Source organism: Streptomyces sp. NBC_00568 (genome assembly GCF_026341855.1).
In the GTDB taxonomy this organism is placed as follows: Bacteria; Actinomycetota; Actinomycetes; order Streptomycetales; family Streptomycetaceae; genus Streptomyces.
The window spans coordinates 3,972,004-3,988,712 of record NZ_JAPENW010000001.1 but is presented as its reverse complement, the minus strand read 5'-3'; the positions used below and the strand labels follow the sequence as shown (position 1 = coordinate 3,988,712).

The 16,709-nt window shown below is 69.6% G+C and carries 11 protein-coding genes; 4 read left to right on the top strand and 7 right to left on the bottom strand.

What is annotated here, in order from left to right:
* Positions 1 to 15 precede the first annotated feature (15 nt).
* Together OOK38_RS17400 and OOK38_RS17395 are read right to left on the bottom strand one after the other, a co-directional pair.
* Positions 16 to 510: a GtrA family protein gene (locus tag OOK38_RS17400; protein ID WP_266759398.1), complete on the bottom strand. Its 495-nt coding sequence runs from the start codon at positions 508 to 510 to the stop codon at positions 16 to 18.
* Between the two features lie 287 nt (positions 511 to 797).
* On the bottom strand, positions 798 to 5,735 hold the full coding sequence (locus tag OOK38_RS17395; protein WP_266759399.1) for an NAD-glutamate dehydrogenase: 4,938 nt from the start codon (positions 5,733 to 5,735) through the stop codon (positions 798 to 800).
* A 699-nt stretch (positions 5,736 to 6,434) separates the two neighbouring features.
* Between OOK38_RS17395 and OOK38_RS17390 the strand changes: the two genes are divergently transcribed.
* Positions 6,435 to 7,001 carry a DJ-1/PfpI family protein gene (locus tag OOK38_RS17390; RefSeq protein WP_266759401.1) on the top strand — a complete coding sequence of 189 codons (567 nt, stop codon included), beginning with the start codon at positions 6,435 to 6,437 and terminating at the stop codon, positions 6,999 to 7,001.
* 203 nt (positions 7,002 to 7,204) lie between these two features.
* Here OOK38_RS17390 and OOK38_RS17385 read toward each other — a convergent pair whose 3' ends face one another.
* Positions 7,205 to 7,870 carry an HAD family hydrolase gene (locus OOK38_RS17385; RefSeq protein ID WP_266759403.1) on the bottom strand — a complete coding sequence of 222 codons (666 nt, stop codon included), beginning with the start codon at positions 7,868 to 7,870 and terminating at the stop codon, positions 7,205 to 7,207.
* Positions 7,871 to 7,926: 56 nt separating this feature from the next.
* Positions 7,927 to 8,442, bottom strand: a complete 516-nt coding sequence (locus OOK38_RS17380; protein WP_266759405.1) for a hypothetical protein — start codon at positions 8,440 to 8,442, stop codon at positions 7,927 to 7,929.
* 367 nt (positions 8,443 to 8,809) lie between these two features.
* Between OOK38_RS17380 and OOK38_RS17375 the strand changes: the two genes are divergently transcribed.
* On the top strand, positions 8,810 to 9,640 hold the full coding sequence (locus tag OOK38_RS17375; RefSeq protein ID WP_266759406.1) for an Rv3235 family protein: 831 nt from the start codon (positions 8,810 to 8,812) through the stop codon (positions 9,638 to 9,640).
* A 130-nt stretch (positions 9,641 to 9,770) separates the two neighbouring features.
* On the opposite strand, the gene secA is transcribed toward OOK38_RS17375, so the two are convergent.
* On the bottom strand, positions 9,771 to 12,611 hold the full coding sequence (secA, locus tag OOK38_RS17370) for a preprotein translocase subunit SecA (protein WP_266759408.1): 2,841 nt from the start codon (positions 12,609 to 12,611) through the stop codon (positions 9,771 to 9,773).
* 244 nt (positions 12,612 to 12,855) lie between these two features.
* On the opposite strand from secA, the gene OOK38_RS17365 reads away from it, so the two are divergent.
* Entirely contained in the window at positions 12,856 to 13,422 is a 567-nt protein-coding gene (locus OOK38_RS17365) for a GNAT family N-acetyltransferase (protein ID WP_266759410.1), read from the top strand.
* Between the two features lie 265 nt (positions 13,423 to 13,687).
* The gene (locus OOK38_RS17360) at positions 13,688 to 14,941 is read left to right on the top strand and encodes a winged helix-turn-helix domain-containing protein (protein ID WP_266759412.1); all 1,254 of its coding nucleotides are present in this window, start codon (positions 13,688 to 13,690) and stop codon (positions 14,939 to 14,941) included.
* A 30-nt stretch (positions 14,942 to 14,971) separates the two neighbouring features.
* Here OOK38_RS17360 and OOK38_RS17355 read toward each other — a convergent pair whose 3' ends face one another.
* Both OOK38_RS17355 and raiA read right to left on the bottom strand, forming a co-directional pair.
* Complete coding sequence (locus tag OOK38_RS17355) at positions 14,972 to 15,718, bottom strand: response regulator transcription factor (protein WP_266759414.1); 747 nt, start codon at positions 15,716 to 15,718, stop codon at positions 14,972 to 14,974.
* Between the two features lie 205 nt (positions 15,719 to 15,923).
* Positions 15,924 to 16,649 carry a ribosome-associated translation inhibitor RaiA gene (raiA, locus tag OOK38_RS17350; protein WP_266759416.1) on the bottom strand — a complete coding sequence of 242 codons (726 nt, stop codon included), beginning with the start codon at positions 16,647 to 16,649 and terminating at the stop codon, positions 15,924 to 15,926.
* Positions 16,650 to 16,709 lie beyond the last annotated feature (60 nt).

Genomic DNA, 16,709 nt, shown 5'->3' with positions numbered 1-16,709 from the left:
ACCCTTTTTGTAGCCTTATCGTGCGTTCTTCGCGTGTTGGAAAACCCATGTCCGGTACGCCACGAAGCGGAACCCCGAGGCCAGCACGATCGACAGCGCCTTGGCGAGGTTCGAGCCGAGCGGGCCACTCATCCCCAGGCCGTGATAGCCGAGATAGAACAGCGCGCTCTCCATGGCGACACCGAGCCCGCTGAAGGCGAAGAAGAGGGCGATCTGGCGCCGGGTGCGCGAGGCCCGGTCCCGGTAGGCGAAGAAGCGGAAGCCGAGGTAGTTCGTCCCCATGGCGACACAGCTGGCGACCACCGTGGCGGTCATGGGGGCCCACATCAGGCCGTGCAGCGCCAGGTTGAAGAAGAGGACGTTGACGGCGACTCCGCTGCCGCCGACGACCGAGAAGCGGGCCACCTCCAGGGCGAGCCGACGGACCCTCGGGGCCTTCGGGGCGTACCGGGGGTGGAGGACGGGCAGGGCCGCCACGGGGGCCGGCCTCTCGGAGAGGTGCACTGTCACGGGTCCGGGTCCTCCACACGTCTGTCCGTCGGTCGAACTCACCTTAAGCTAAATGTCCTATTTACCAGGTATAGGTAAATCGCGAGCCGGAGTTTCACCAGAAAACCGCCAGAGAAGCGCGCGGGAACGGCGAAGTGCCCGGACCGCACGGCCCGGGCACTTCGAAGAGAGGCGAGGCACCCCGTGCTCGAGGGGCTCCGTTCGCACAGCGGATGCGGCGCACGAGCGACGGGGGCGCCCCGAGCCGTGATGGCCCGGTGCGCCCCCGTTCGCCTACCGCCTACCGCCTAGGAGTGCGTGCGCAGCAGCGTCCGCATCGTCCGCATCGCCACCGACAGGTTGGCGAGATCGAACGAGTCCGAGCCCTGGATCTCCTCCAGGGTGGTGCGGGCCCGTCCGAGGATCGCCGTGTTCTTCTCCTGCCAGGCCTCGAAGCGCTGCTCGGGTGTGGAGGAGCCGTTGCCCACCGCGAGGACATCGGCGGTGAGCGCCGCGTGGGCCGCGTACAGGTCCTCGCGGATCGACGCGCGGGCCATGGACTGCCAGCGGTCGGCCCGCGGCAGCTCGATGATGCGGTCCATGAGCTGGGTGATGCTCAGTCGGTCGGCGAGGTCGTAGTAGACCTCGGCGACGGCCATCGGGTCCTTGCCCATGCGGTCGGCCACCGAGACGATGTCCAGCGCCGGGAAGGCGGAGGAGAACCCGGCCACGCGGGTGGCCAGTTCGTCCGGCACGCCGGCGCTCGACAGCTCGTCGTAGATCTGCTGGTACCACTCCAGGTCCGCGCCGCGGAGCAGCTTGGGCAGCTCCGACCACACCTGCTCGACACCGTCGCTGAAGAAGGTGATCGTTTCGGCGAGCTGGAGCGGCTGCGGCCGGTTGTTGAGCAGCCAGCGCGTGCCGCGCTCGACGAGGCGGCGCGAGTGCAGCCGGATCCGGGTCTGGACATCGGCGGCGACGACATTGTCGAGTGCCTCCACCGCGTCCCACACCGCGCTGGAGTTGAAGATCGCGCGGGCCGCGGTCTGCGCCCGGACGATCTCCTCCAGCGAGGCACCCGTCTCCTCACGGAGTCGGTGCAGGAAGCTCGTACCACCCGTGTTGACCGTGTCGTTGACCAGGACGGTCGTCACGATCTCGCGGCTCAGCGCGTGCCCGTCGATCTGCTCACGGAACTTGTCGCGCAGCGCCGTCGGGAAGTACGCGTGCAGCAGGCTCTGCAGATACGGGTCGTCGGGCAGCGAGGTCGCGAGCAGCTCGACGGAGACCGTGATCTTCGTGTACGCGAGGAGGACGGCCGTCTCCGGACCGGTCAGCCCCTGACCGGCGTTGAGCCGCTCCCGGATCTGCCGCTCGCTGGGCAGGAACTCCAGGGCCCGGTCGAGGTACCCCTCCCGGACCAGATGACGGAGGAACCGCTGCTGGGCGTGGAGCATGCTCGGGGACTGGGCCAGCGCGTTGGCGATCGCCGTGTTCTGCGCGTAGTTGTTGCGCAGCACCAGGGCGCCGACCTCGTCGGTCATCTCGGCGAGCAGCTTGTTGCGCTGCTTGACGGTCAGATCGCCGTTGGCCACCACCGCGTTGAGCAGGATCTTGATGTTCACCTCGTGGTCGGAGGTGTCCACGCCCGCGCTGTTGTCGATGGCGTCGCTGTTGATCTTGCCGCCGTGCTGGGCGAACTCGATCCGGCCGAGCTGGGTCAGACCCAGGTTGCCGCCCTCACCGACGGCCTTGACGCGCAGGTCGGCGCCGTCGACGCGGATCGCGTCGTTGGCCTTGTCGCCGACGTCCGCGTGCGACTCGGCGGCCGACTTCACATAGGTGCCGATGCCGCCGTTCCACAGCAGGTCGACGGGGGCCTGGAGGATCGCCTTCATCAGGTCGGCCGGCGTCATCTTCGCGGCGCCGGACTCGATGCCGAGGGCCTCGCGGACGTGCGCGTTGACCGGGATGGCCTTGGCGGTACGCGGGAAGACGCCGCCACCGGCCGAGATCAGCTCGGTGTTGTAGTCGGCCCACGAGGAGCGCGGCAGCTCGAAGAGACGGCGGCGCTCGGCGTAGGAGGTCTCCGAGTCCGGGGTCGGGTCGATGAAGATGTGCCGGTGGTCGAACGCGGCGACCAGGCGGATGTGCTCGGAGAGCAGCATGCCGTTGCCGAACACGTCGCCGGACATGTCTCCGACGCCGACCACCGTGAAGTCCTGCGTCTGGGTGTTGACGCCCAGCTCCCGGAAGTGCCGCTTCACGGACTCCCAGGCGCCGCGGGCGGTGATGCCCATCTTCTTGTGGTCGTACCCGGCGGAGCCGCCGGAGGCGAAGGCGTCACCGAGCCAGAAGTTGTAGCTCTCCGCGACCTCGTTGGCGATGTCCGAGAACGTCGCCGTGCCCTTGTCGGCGGCGACCACGAGGTAGGTGTCGTCCTCGTCGTGCCGGACGACGTCGGCGGGCGGGACTACCTCGCCGGCCACCATGTTGTCGGTGATGTCGAGCAGCGCGGAGATGAAGGTCCGGTAGCTGCGGATGCCCTCGGCCAGCCAGGCGTCGCGGTCCACGGACGGGTCGGGCAGCTGCTTGGCGACGAATCCGCCCTTGGCGCCGACAGGCACGATGACGGTGTTCTTCACCATCTGCGCCTTGACCAGGCCGAGGATCTCCGTGCGGAAGTCCTCCCGCCGGTCGGACCAGCGCAGACCGCCGCGCGCGACCTTGCCGAAGCGCAGGTGCACACCCTCGACGCGCGGCGAGTACACCCAGATCTCGTACGCCGGGCGGGGCGCCGGAAGGTCCGGGATGGCCGTCGGGTCGAACTTCATGGAGACGTACTCGTGCGGGGTGCCGCCGGCCGTCTCCTGGAAGAAGTTCGTCCGCAGGGTCGCCTTGATCAGGTTGAGGAAGGACCGCAGGATCCGGTCCTCGTCCAGCGAGGCGACCTGGTCGAGCGCGGCGTCCAGCTCCTCCAGCAGGGCGTCGGTCAGCTCGAGACCGGCGCGCTGGCGCTCCGGCGACATCCGCGCCTCGAAGAGCGAGACGAGCAGCCGGGTGGTGTGGACGTTGTTGCGGAGGGTGTCCTCCATGTAGTCCTGGCTGAAGGTGGAACCGGCCTGGCGCAGGTACTTCGCGTAGGCGCGCAGCACCATCGACTGCCGCCAGGTCAGCCCGGCGCTCAGCACGAGGGCGTTGAAGCCGTCGTTCTCGGCCTGCCCGGTCCAGGTGGCGGCGAAGGCCTCCTGGAACCGCTCGCGGCCGTCGTCGCCGAGGTAGTCGCCGTTGCCGTTCAGGGACTTCGGCAGACGCAGCCCGAAGTCGTAGATCCACGCCGTCGTACGGTCCGAGCAGCGCAGTTCGTACGGCCGCTCGTCGGTGACCTCGACGCCCATGCGGTTCAGGGCGGGCAGGACCGCCGAGAGCGAGACCTGCTCGCCGGTGCGGTAGATCTTGAAGCGGCGCTCGCCGGGTGCCGCGCCGACCGGCTCGTACAGGCTGAGCGCGAAGTCCTTGCTCGTCTCCTGCCCGAGCGCCTGGAGGTGGACCAGGTCGGCGACGGCGGAGCGCGGGGAGTGGTCGGCCTTGTAGCCCTCGGGGAAGGCGTTGCCGTACCGGCGCAGCAGTTCGGCGGCGCGTTCCTCGCCGCACTCGGCGGTCAGCGCCTCCCCGAAGCCGTCGGCCCAGGAGCGCGCGGCCTCGACGAGACGCGCCTCGATGCGTTCCTTGTCGGAGTCGGACAGCTGCGGCAGCTCGGTGCCCGGTTCGACCCGGACCACGAAGTGCAGCCGGGACAGGATCGACTCGGTGTTCCAGGCCGTGAAGTCGACGCTGGTGCCGTTGAGCTCTTCCTTGAGGATGTCGATGATCCGCAGGCGCACGCCGGTGGTGTAGCGGTCGCGCGGGAGGTAGACGAGGGCCGAGTAGTAGCGCCCGTACTCGTCCTGGCGCAGGTAGAGCCGCAGCCGGCGCCGCTCCTGGAGGTACAGGACGGACGTGACGATCGCGCGGAGCTCGTCGGCGGGGGTCTGGAACAGCTCGTCGCGCGGGTAGGTCTCCAGGATCTGGAGCAGGTCGCGCCCGTCGTGGCTGTTGGGCGAGAACCCGGCGCCGCGCAGGACCTCGTCGACCTTGCGGCGGACGACGGGCACACGACGCACGGACTCGGTGTACGCGGCGGAGGAGAACAGGCCCAGGAAGCGGCGCTCCCCGATGACGTCACCGTTCTCGTCGAACTTCTTGACCCCGACGTAGTCCAGGTACGACGGCCGGTGCACGGTGGCCCGGCTGTTCGCCTTGGTCAGGATCAGCAGCTTGTGCTCGCGGGCCTTGGCGCGGGCGTCGGCGGGCAGCCGCTCGAAGGACGGGCTGACCGGGTGGCTGTCCTCGCCGTGCTGCGGGTCGGAGCGCAGGATGCCGAGCCCGGTGCCGGGGACGGCGGCCAGCGAGTCGTCGTCGCGCAGCTGGTACTCGCGGTACCCGAGGAAGGTGAAGTGGTCTCCCGAGAGCCAGCGCAGCAGCTCGCGGGCCTCCTCGACCTCCTGGTCGCGCAGATCGTCGGCGGTCGGCTCCTTGGGGAGCTCCTCGGCGATCCGCAGCGCCGCGTCGCGCATCTTCTCCCAGTCCTCGACGGCCTCACGGACGTCGGACAGGACGCGCAGCAGGTCGGCGGTGATCTGCTTCAGGTCGGCGCGGTCGGTCTCGCGGTCGATCTCGACGTGGATCCACGACTCGACGTGCGCGTCGTGCGGCAGGTCCTCGGCGGAGGGCCGCGTGGGCAGCACCTCGATGAGCTTGCCGGTGAGGTCGCGTCGTACGACGACCTGCGGGTGGATGACGACGTGGATGCCGCGGCCCTGCCGGGACAGTTCGTTGGTCACCGAGTCGACGAGGAAGGGCATGTCGTCCATGACCACCTCGACGACGGAGTGGCTGCAGGTCCAGCCGTTCTCCTCGACGGTGGGGGTGTGCACGCGCACGTTGGCCGTGCCCTGAGGGCGGTTCTCGGCCAGTCGGTAGTGGGAGAAGGCCGCTCCGAAGACATCGACCGGGTCTCGGTCGGTGAGGTCCTCCGGGGCCGTGTGCAGGTAGTAGCGCTGGAGGAACGCGAGCACGTTGTCCCGGTCGGGGGTGCCCTCGCCCGTCGTCCCAGTCGGTAGGTGCCCCCCGACCGGGCTGTTCTCAGCTACCCGGGCGGCCCGTTCGAGCAGCTCGGCCTTGGCTTCGTCCAGCTTGGTCTGCATTGTCCTCTGGCTCCTGTCGCGCGCCGTTGCGTGACGTTGAAGGAAGTACGGTCTCGTCGCTCCCGACGCAACGCCGTGACGCGGGGTGTCCGGTCTGCTTCGACGCTATGCCGCAAGGTGAGATGAGCGGGGGGTTATCGGTCATTCTCGACGCCCTCGGAGACTGTGACGCTGCTCTCGGCGACGTCCGTTCCCGGGGTGCCATCGACGCACGGGATGCCTTGCCGTCGGCGCTCGCCGTGTTTGCGTAGCCGCACACGGCGTCCGCCGTCATCCCGTCCCGCCCGCGAAGATCAGCGATGGACGCCCGGTCACGGATGTCGTCCGTGCGCTCCGGGCGCGGGGCAGGGGCGACGATGCCCCCGCGAGATATCGCGCTGATCACGCCACCAGGCTATCGCCCCCTACCCGGCCCCCGTCATGAGCCGTATGTGTACAAAACCGGGGGTGGAACTTTGACACTATGCACAGGGACGAATGGGGCGATGACATGCAGCGCGGGCCGACTGCGGGCTACCGTCGTACTACAGGCGGTGTTCTGCGGCGGCCGCGGAGTCCTGTGGCGGCCGGGACGCGCGGGCGGGCCCCACCGCGGGTGCCCCGAAGAGCGCACGCCCCCTTGGCAAGCACCTCTCCCGGAGGCAGGTTGACCGGGACGACCAACGGAACACGCAAGACGGCCGACGGGAGCGCAGCATCATGGCAGCGAAGATCCTCATAGTCACCGGCGACGCGGCGGAGTCACTGGAGGTCCTGTACCCCTATCAGCGCCTGCGCGAGGAGGGCTACGACGTCCACATCGCCGCCCCCACCCAGAAGAAGCTCCAGTTCGTGGTCCACGACTTCGAGCCGGGCTTCGACACCTACACCGAGAAGCCGGGCTACACCTGGCCCGCGGACCTCGCGTTCTCGGAGGTCGACCCCGGCGCGTACGTCGCCCTCGTCATCCCCGGCGGACGCGCCCCGGAGTACCTCCGCAACGACCCCGAGCTCCGCAAGATCCTCAAGTCCTTCTTCGACGCGGACAAGCCGGTGGCGCAGATCTGCCACGGCCCCCTGCTGACCGCGGCCGTCGACAGCCTGAGCGGCCGCCGCGTCACGGCGTACCCCGCGCTGGAACTCGACATGCAGGCGGCGGGCGCGACCTTCCAGGACGCGGAGGCCGTCGTCGACGGCACCCTCGTCTCCGCCCGTGCCTGGCCGGACCACTCCGCCTGGATGCGCGAGTTCCTCAAGGTTCTGCGCGCGAAGGCCCCGGTGAGCTGAGGGGGCACGGCCGGCTCACGGGCAGGACGTGCGGACCGGGCGAGGGGCTCGAGAGGGTCCCCTCGCCAGAACCCGCCTCGGAACGCTCCGACCGCCCCTGACTGCCGTCAGGCCTCTCCACCGCTCAGGCCGCCCTCTGACTTCCGTCAGGCCTCACGACCGCTCAGGCCGCCCTCTAGCTTCCGTCAGGCCTCTCGGACCGCTCAGGCCGCCAGTCGCTCGGCCTCCTCGACCGCTTCCTCCAGGCTGTCCACCACGGGAACGCCGACCACTTCCAGGCTGGCTCGGCTGTGGGAACCGCCGGTGTAGAGGACCGCCCCGGCTCCGACGTGCCGTGCCGCGATCGCGTCGTCCGCGGCGTCGCCGATCACCACCACGCGGGACGGCTCGACACCCGCGATCGCCCCGAGGTGCCGCACCATGTGCTCGGCCTTGCTGCCGCCGGAGGGCCCGGTCCGCCCGTCCACCCGGACGAAGTGGGGCTCGATGCCGAAGTCCCGCACCAGCGGGACCAGCTCCTCGTGGCCGTACATGCTCAGGAGGGACTGGCTGCGACCCGCCGCTCCCCATCCGGCCAGCAGCGCGGGCACCCCGGCGGTGAGCTCGCACGTTCTGCGGTGCTCGGCGTAGTACCGATGGAAAGTCTCGTCCATGATCTGCCACTCGGCGTCCGTGGGCAGCCGCCCCATCAGCCGCTCGTAGAACTTCGGCACGGGCACGCAGTACATCGCGCGGTACCGCTCCAGCGTGATCGGCTCAAGACCCAGCTCGGCGAATGCCGCGTTCGTCGCCCCGATGATCGCGACATTGTCGTGGAACAGCGTGCCGTTCCAGTCCCACACAATGTGCGCGTTTCCTTGCTTCCCCATACCAAGAAACTACCCGCCGCCACCGACAACGCCTCATCGTGGGCGGGACCGAGCGGTTACTCCCCGAGCCCGACCAGGTTGGGGATCTCCTGCCTGGCGAACCAGAGCAGTTCGTGGTCCTCGGCCCCGTCGACCACGAACTGGGCGTCGTCGTCCCCGACGTCCGCCGCGCCCAGCGCCGCCGCGGCCGCGGTCACATCCGCCTCCGCGTCGTCCGAGTCCACGTGCACGGCGGCCGCCTTGGCCAACGGCACCGCCTGGGCGACCCGCACCTCGCCGAGCGCCACGGGATCGAGCCCCCGGTCGGGGTCGGCGACCGCGGCCCGGTCCGGAACGTCGACCGCGACGACGACCCGGCGCCGCACGGCCTCGGGGTCGACCGCCAGGAGCCGCAGCGAGGCCAGCGCGGCACGGCTCAGCGCCGCGTACTCCAGCTCCTCGATGTCGTCGGAGAGATACCACTCGCGCAGGGCGGGCGTCACCGCGTACGCGACGAACGGTCCCGCCTCCAGCTCTCCCGTCTTGTACGCCTCGGCGAGACCGGAGAGGGTCAGGGGGACGTAGACGCGCATGGCTGGCCGCTTTCGTAGTCGGGGGCTCCGAGGGTCCGCGGTCCCGGCGCTCCGGGGAGAGCGGTCCCGCGCCTCCGGGGAGGGCCTTCAGGATACGTGCGGGCGTCCCCTTTCGAGTTCCCGGCCGCACCCTCCGTGACGTCCACCCCGGGCCCGCGATTCACCCGGTGCACCCCTGTGCCGCCAAGGGTTCCGCCTCTCCCGGCCACCCTGATAGGTGAACTCTCCCGGCACCGTGACGCGCGCCCGCCGTCCTTGCGGAGGGCCGCTCCCGCCTCGTACAAGATCCCCAACACGAAAGTTACCGACCGGTAGAGATCGGTTCCAGCGACCGGTGTCGACCGGTCCCGACGAGCGGGGACGACGTATGAACAAGGTGATGACCAGGACGCGGCGCCACCCGGGCACCCGTCCGCCCGGTCGCCAGGACACCCGCCGCCCCGGCAGCACCCCACCCCGCACCCCGGGTACGGGCACTCCCGCCAGGCCTCCGGGCGGCAGCCCTGCGCCGGGTGACGCGGCCACGTCCCCGACACTCCCCGCGGGCCTCCCGACCACTGCTCCGACCACAGGCCGCCCGTCCACGACACCGTCCACCGGCCGCCCGTCGACGCCAGGAAACCCGAGCCGGCCGTACGCGACTCCGGGGCCGTACGCGACTCCGGCCACCGGCGACCCGTCGGCGGCACGGACCACGGGCCATCCGTCGGCCGCCCGGCCCGCCGGCCACACGCGAACGGCGGGGACCACGGGCAGCCCGTCGGCGGCACCGGCCGGAAGCCGGGCCCCGGCAACGGCGCGAGGCGGGGCCCGGCCGCTCGGCGCGACGTCCACCGAAGCGCCTCGCCCGCCCGCTCCCCAGCCCCGACCCACCGACGTCTTCGCCGAGCGTCTGCTGGCCGTACTCAGCGGCGCGCGTCCCGTGCACTGCATGCTGCGCCACACCGCGGGCCGCGCGTACGACGAACTGGCCTGGCTCGCCGAGCGCGGCCCCCTCCGTACCCGCGGCACCCGTCCCGTCGTCCGGGACATCGGCTACTACGTCGCGCGCCCCGGCGCCGTCGAGGCTTTCGCCCGCATCGGCGCCGGCGACCAGCTCCGCGCCATGGCCTTCCGGCTGGAGCAGGGCCCCGACCTCCGCTGGCGCTGCACGGCGATCGAACTCGGCGGCCCCCGCATGCCCCGCCCGAACGACTGAACGGCGACTGATTTCACGCCGCCTCCGTCCCCCGGCGAACGCGAAGGGCCGGGCACCAGGTGCCCGGCCCTTCCGACGTGTCACCGGTCGCGCGCGGCGGCGGTCACCGCCCGCCCGCGACCCTCACGCCCTACTTCTTGCGCCGACGGGCGCCCTTCTGCTGCTTGCGGCGCTCCGCGCGCGTGAGGCCGTCGGCCTCGGAGCGCACGGGCTCGTCGCCGTTGGCGAAGTCGCCCTCGACGATGCCGCCCTCGCCGTCGACGGTCGGCGCGGAGAAGTGCAGCCGGTCCGGCCGCTGCGGGGCGTCGAGCCCCTTGGCGCGGATCTCGGGCCGCATCGCGCCCGCGGGAACGGCGTCCCGCTTGGAGAGGGACGGCGCGGAGTCGTCGACCGGGACCTCCTCGACCTGCTGCTCGACCTGGACCTCCAGGTTGAACAGGTAGCCGACGGACTCCTCCTTGATGCCGTCCATCATGGCGCTGAACATGTCGAAGCCCTCGCGCTGGTACTCGACCAGCGGGTCCTTCTGGGCCATCGCGCGCAGGCCGATGCCCTCCTGGAGATAGTCCATCTCGTAGAGGTGCTCACGCCACTTGCGGTCCAGGACCGACAGCACGACCCGGCGCTCCAGCTCACGCATGATCTCGGAGCCGAGCTGCTCCTCGCGGGCCGCGTACTGGTCGTGGATGTCGTCCTTGATGGACTCGGAGATGAACTCGGCGGTCAGACCGGCACGGTCGCCCACCGCCTCCTCCATCTCGTCGACGGTGACCTTCACCGGGTAGAGCTGCTTGAAGGCGCCCCACAGCCGGTCGAGGTCCCACTCCTCGGCGAAGCCCTCGGCGGTCTCGGCCCCGATGTAGGCGTCGATGGTGTCGTCCATGAAGTGCTGGATCTGCTCCTGGAGGTCCTCGCCCTCCAGGACGCGGCGGCGCTCGCCGTAAATGACCTCGCGCTGCCGGTTGAGCACCTCGTCGTACTTCAGGACGTTCTTGCGGGTCTCGAAGTTCTGCTGCTCGACCTGCGACTGGGCGGACGCGATCGCGCGCGTGACCATCTTGTTCTCGATCGGCACGTCGTCCGGGACGTTCGCCATCGACATCACGCGCTCGACCATCTGCGCCTTGAAGAGGCGCATCAGGTCGTCGCCCAGGGAGAGGTAGAAGCGGGACTCACCCGGGTCGCCCTGACGGCCGGAACGACCGCGCAGCTGGTTGTCGATACGCCGCGACTCGTGGCGCTCGGTACCGAGGACGTAGAGCCCGCCGAGGTCCTTGACCTCCTCGAACTCCGCCTTCACCGCCTTCTCGGCACGCTCCAGGGCGGCGGGCAGGGCGTGCGCCCACTCCTCGATGTGCTCCTCGGGGTCGAGGCCGCGCTGGCGCAGCTCCGCCTCGGCGAGGTCGTCGGGGTTGCCGCCGAGCTTGATGTCGGTACCACGGCCGGCCATGTTGGTGGCGACGGTCACGGCGCCCTTGCGGCCGGCCTGGGCGATGATCGGCGCCTCACGGTCGTGCTGCTTCGCGTTCAGCACTTCGTGCTGGATACCGCGCTTGGCGAGCTGCTGCGAGAGGTACTCGGACTTCTCGACCGAGGTGGTGCCGACCAGGATCGGCTGGCCCTTCTCGTGCTTCTCGGCGATGTCGTCGACGACCGCCTCGAACTTGGCGACCTCGGTGCGGTAGATCAGGTCGGACTGGTCCTTGCGGACCATCGGCCTGTTGGTCGGGATCGGGACGACACCGAGCTTGTAGATCTGGTGGAACTCGGCGGCCTCGGTCATCGCCGTACCGGTCATGCCGGAGAGACCGGGCATTTCCTTGTCGTTGTGGTCGTGGCGCTTGTAGAGGCGGAAGAAGTTCTGGAGGGTGATCGTGGCGAGCGTCTGGTTCTCGTCCTTGATGTCCACCCCTTCCTTCGCCTCGATCGCCTGGTGCATGCCCTCGTTGTAGCGGCGGCCGGCGAGGATACGGCCGGTGTGCTCGTCGACGATCATGACTTCGCCGTCGATGACGACGTAGTCCTTGTCCTTCTTGAACAGTTCCTTGGCCTTGATGGCGTTGTTCAGGTAACCGACGAGCGGGGTGTTCACCGACTCGTAAAGGTTGTCGATGCCCAGCCAGTCCTCGACCTTGGCGACGCCGGGCTCGTGGATGGCGACGGTGCGCTTCTTCTCGTCGACCTCGTAGTCGCCGGTCTCCTCGATGCCCTTGAGGGGGTTGCCGGGCTCGCCCTTCTTGAGACGGGTGACCAGCTTGGCGAAGTCGCCGTACCACTTGGTGGCCTGGTCGGCCGGGCCGGAGATGATCAGCGGCGTACGGGCCTCGTCGACGAGGATGGAGTCGACCTCGTCGACGATCGCGAAGTTGTGGCCGCGCTGGACGAGCTCGTCCTGGGACCACGCCATGTTGTCGCGCAGATAGTCGAAGCCGAACTCGTTGTTCGTGCCGTACGTGATGTCGCACGCGTACTGCTCGCGGCGCTGGGCCGGGGTCATGTTGGCGAGGATGCAGCCGACTTCGAGCCCGAGGAACTTGTGGACGCGGCCCATCATTTCGGAGTCGCGTTCGGCCAGGTAGTCGTTGACCGTGATGAGGTGGACGCCCTTGCCGGAGAGAGCGTTCAGATACGCGGGCAGGGTGCCGACGAGCGTCTTGCCCTCACCGGTCTTCATCTCCGCGACATAGCCGAGGTGGAGCGCGGCGCCACCCATCATCTGCACGTCGTAGTGACGCTGGCCAAGGGCGCGCTTGGCAGCCTCACGGACGGTGGCGAACGCCTCGGGCAGCAGGTCGTCGAGGCTTTCGCCGTCGGCGTACCGCTGCTTGTACTCATCGGTGAGGGCCCTCAGCTCGGCGTCGGAGAGGTCGACGAAGTCCTCTTCGATGGAGTTGACCTGGTCCGCGATGCGGTGCAGCTTGCGCAGGATCTTGCCTTCGCCTGCACGCATGATCTTCGAGAGGACGGACACGGGGGTTTGTCTCCTTGCCGGTCGGGCCTGGGACGGTCGGTTTCAATGGCAGTTTCAAATCACAGCTTGAGCAACGGCCATCGTAAGCGAGGACCACACCGCGCCGGGAGGTCTGCCGGTGACAGCCACTAGGACAACGGACTGGGGTTGATGAAGGTGCCGCGTCCGCACAGCGAAAAGTAGCGAACCCCTCACTCACGGCAAAGGAATGGCGTCCGTCCGGATGCCCGAGCAGAATCGGCCGATGGACCCCGTCACGCTGACCACCGACCGTCTCCTCCTGCGCATCGTGGGGGTGGACGACACCGACGCCGTCTACGAGGCCGCCCAGGATCCCGACATCCAGCGCTGGACCACGATCCCGTCGCCCTATCTGCGCGAGCACGCGACGGGCTTCACGGACCAGATGGTGCCCGAGGGCTGGGCGGACGGCTCCGCCTTCGCGTTCGGCGTCTTCCTCCCCTCCGGGGAGCTGGTGGGCATGCTCTCCGTCACCATGCGCTCCCTGGGCGTCGGCGAGGTCGGCTACTGGGCGACGAAGGAGCACCGCGGCAACGGCTACATCGCCGAAGCCACCGTCGCGGCCTCCCGCTGGGCCTTCACGGACCTGTCCGTCGACCGGGTCGAGTGGCGTGCCGAAGTCGGCAACACCGGTTCCCGCGCGGTCGCCGAACGCGCCGGCTTCACCATCGAGGGGACCCTGCGCTCCGCCATCAACAACAAGGGCGTTCGCAGGGACTGCTGGGTGGGCTCGCTGCTCCCGTCGGACCTGGGCCTGCCGTCGACGGCGCCTTACCTGCCGGCCAGGTGAGCCCGACGGGCGCGGGCGACGAGCGCCGGCGACCGCGCTCGGTCACCATGCTCAGTCACCGCGCTCGGTCAAGGGCTCCGCCACCGCGCTCGCTCAAGGTCTCCGTCACCGGGCTCCGTCAAGGGCTCCGTCACCGGCATCGCTCACCGGCTCGGTCGCCGTCCTCGGACACAAGGCTCGGCCACGGGCTCGGCCACGACGTCCGGTCATCGGCTCGGTCGCCCGGCCGGGCCCCATTGTCAGTGGCACCGCCTAACGTGTGGGCATGACGAGTCTTCCGCCTCCCATCACCGAACTCTCGGCGGACGAAGCCCGCCGCATCGCCCTGCGGGCCCAGGGGTTCCTGGGCGCCCCTGACCGCAGGGCGGGCGTCCGCGGAGTCCTTCGGCACCTCGGCGCGGTCCAGCTCGACACCATCTCCGTCCTCGCCCGCTCCCACGAACTCATTCCGTACGCCCGTCTCGGCGCCGTCGGCCGCAAGACCGTCGAGCAGGCCTACTGGACGTCGTCACCGGCCGCCGACACACCCCCGGCACCGCACGCCTTCGAGTACTGGTCCCACGCGGCCTGCATCCTGCCCGTGGAGGAGTGGCCGCATTTCGCGTTCCGCCGCCGCGCCTACCGCGCCCGCCCGCACTGGAACCACGACCTGCCCGACGGCGCCTACGACCAGGTCGTCAAGCAACTGCGCGCCGAAGGCCCCCTCACGGCCACGGACTTGGGCGGGGCGAAGAAGACCAGCGAGTGGTGGGACTGGTCGGGCACCAAGGTCGCCGTCGAGCGCGCGCTGATGTACGGCGAGGTGGTGTGCGTGGAGCGGCGCGGCTGGAAGCGGGTCTACGACCTGGCGGAGCGCGCCATCCCGAAGTCGCTGCTCCACGACGAACTGGACGACGCGGAGTGCCTGCGCCGTCTGGTCCGCCTCGCCGGCCAGTCCCTCGGTGTCGGCACCCGCGCGGACATCGCCGACTACCACCGCCTCAGGGGCGAGCAGGTCGACGCGGTGATCGCGGACTCGGGCCTGGTCCCGGTGACGGTGGAGGGCTGGGGCAGGCCCACGGCCCAGAAGGGCGGCGCCAGGAGCCTCGGCGGAAGACCGGCGGGGGACGCGTGGGCGGACCCGGTGGCGCTGGAGACGGTTCCGCGCGGCCGCCACCGTACGACGCTCCTGTCGCCGTTCGACTCCCTGATCTGGGAGCGGGCGCGCACGGAGCGGATCTTCGATTTCACGCATCGTCTGGAGGCGTACACGCCCAAGCCGAAGCGGATCCACGGTTACTTCGCGATGCCGGTCCTGGCCGGCGGCCGGCTCGTCGGCCGGGTGGACCCGGCCCGGGAGGGCCGCACGCTGGTCGCGAGGCAGGTCAGCCTGGACGACGCCAAGGCGGTCCCGGCGGTGGCCCAGGCCCTGGCGGAGGCCGCGAGCTGGGTGGACTGCACGGATGTGCGGGTCGAGCGGGTGGACGCCCCGGAACTGCGCGAGCCGCTCATCGGGGAACTCGTCCGCGTCCTCGGGTAGCTCTTGGCGGAACGGGTCCTCGGGGAACGCCTAGCGGATCTCGAGGATCTTCTCCCGCATCGCGTACACCACGGCTTCCATCCTGGAGTGCAGCTGCAGTTTCTCCAGGATGTTGCGCACATGGTTTTTCACGGTGTTCTCGGAGATGAACAACTGCTTGGCGATATCCCGGTTGTTCATCCCCGTGGCCACGAGTTTGAGGACCTCCAGCTCGCGATCGGTGAGCCGCGGCGCGGGCACCAGCCGGCGCTCGTCCGTCCGCTGGATCATCGACTTGAACTCGGTGAGGAGTTTCGACGCCATAGAGGGACTGATCTGCGACTGCCCGTCGGCCACCGCGCGAATGGCCGTGGCCACCTCGTCCGTGGAGATCTCCTTGAGGAGATACCCGGTCGCGCCCGCCTTGATCGCGTCGTAGAGGTCGGCCTCCTCGTCGCTGATCGTCAGCATGATGATCTTCGCGCTGGGGGCCACCTCCTTGATGGAGGTGCACGCCTCGATACCGCCGCGCTTGGGCATCCGTACGTCCATCAGCACGATGTCGGGCAGCAGGTCGGCGGCCTTGTCGACCGCCTCCGCCCCGTCCCCCGCCTCGCCGACGACCTGGATGTCCTCCTCGGCCGCGAGAACGATCTCCAGACCTCGGCGGAAGAGGGCGTGGTCGTCCACGACAAGGACCCTGATCGGCTCCTTGCGCGGAGAGTCCGCGTCCAGGCCGGTGGTGACGACGCCGTCGTCGGCATCACGGTCACGCATCGGTCCGAAGCTGTCCGCCATCGTTCCTCCCCCTGAAGGCCGTGGCCTGTGTTTCCGTGCCATCGCCAACCCAAGGCAACGGCCCACCGGTTGAGCCGGTGCGGCCATGATTCCATGCCGGGACGTCAGTGCGGTGACATCGCGGAACGTGAAGTGGTCGCACACCGGTGCCCCTGGGGGCGCACTCGCGCTCCAGGGGCACCGGCTCAGCCGTCACCGGGGGTGGTCAGCCGCCGAGCGCGCCGCCCGGCGCGTCCGCTCCGCCCTGGGTGACCATCGGGTCCGTGCTGAGGTGGATGACGCCGTAGTCGTACGCGTGCCGCCGGTAGACGACACTGGGCTCCTTCGTCTCGGAGTCGACGAAGAGGTAGAAGTCGTGCCCGACCAGCTCCATTTCGTAGAGCGCCTGGTCGAGCGTCATCGGTGCGGCCACATGGGTCTTCTCGCGGACGACACAGGGGCCTTCGCCCATGATCTCGAGAGAGCCGATCTTCTTCGTCGGTACCGCGTCCGGCTCGTCCTCGTGGACGACGCTGCCGTCGCCGTTCAGCGTCGCTGCGCCCGGGACGCGGTCGGCGACCTCGGCTGCCGAGATCCTGCCGTTGCCACGGCGGGTGTAGCGCTTGTCGTGCTGCTTGCGCAGCCGGGCCTCGAGCTTGTCCGCGGCCAGGTCGAGTGCTGCATACGCGTCGCTAGCCGCTGCCTCCGCCCGGATCACCGGTCCGCGGGAATGGAGCGTGATCTCCACCCGGTCACTGCGGTCGGCCTGTCGGGGGTTGGGCTCCTTGGACACCTCGACGTCGAGGCTGATCACCTTGCCATCGAGCTTCTGGATCTTCTCCAGCTTCAGCTTCTCGGCCACGTGCTTGCGGAACCGCTCGGGCACCTCGGTCTTGCGGCCCTTGACGACGATGTCCACGCAGAACTCCGTTCCCGGATAGCCCCGCTCCACTGGCGGAGCATCTCCCTTTTGCACCAGGTTCCGGTGAGCACCGGAACCTCGGACTCGGTG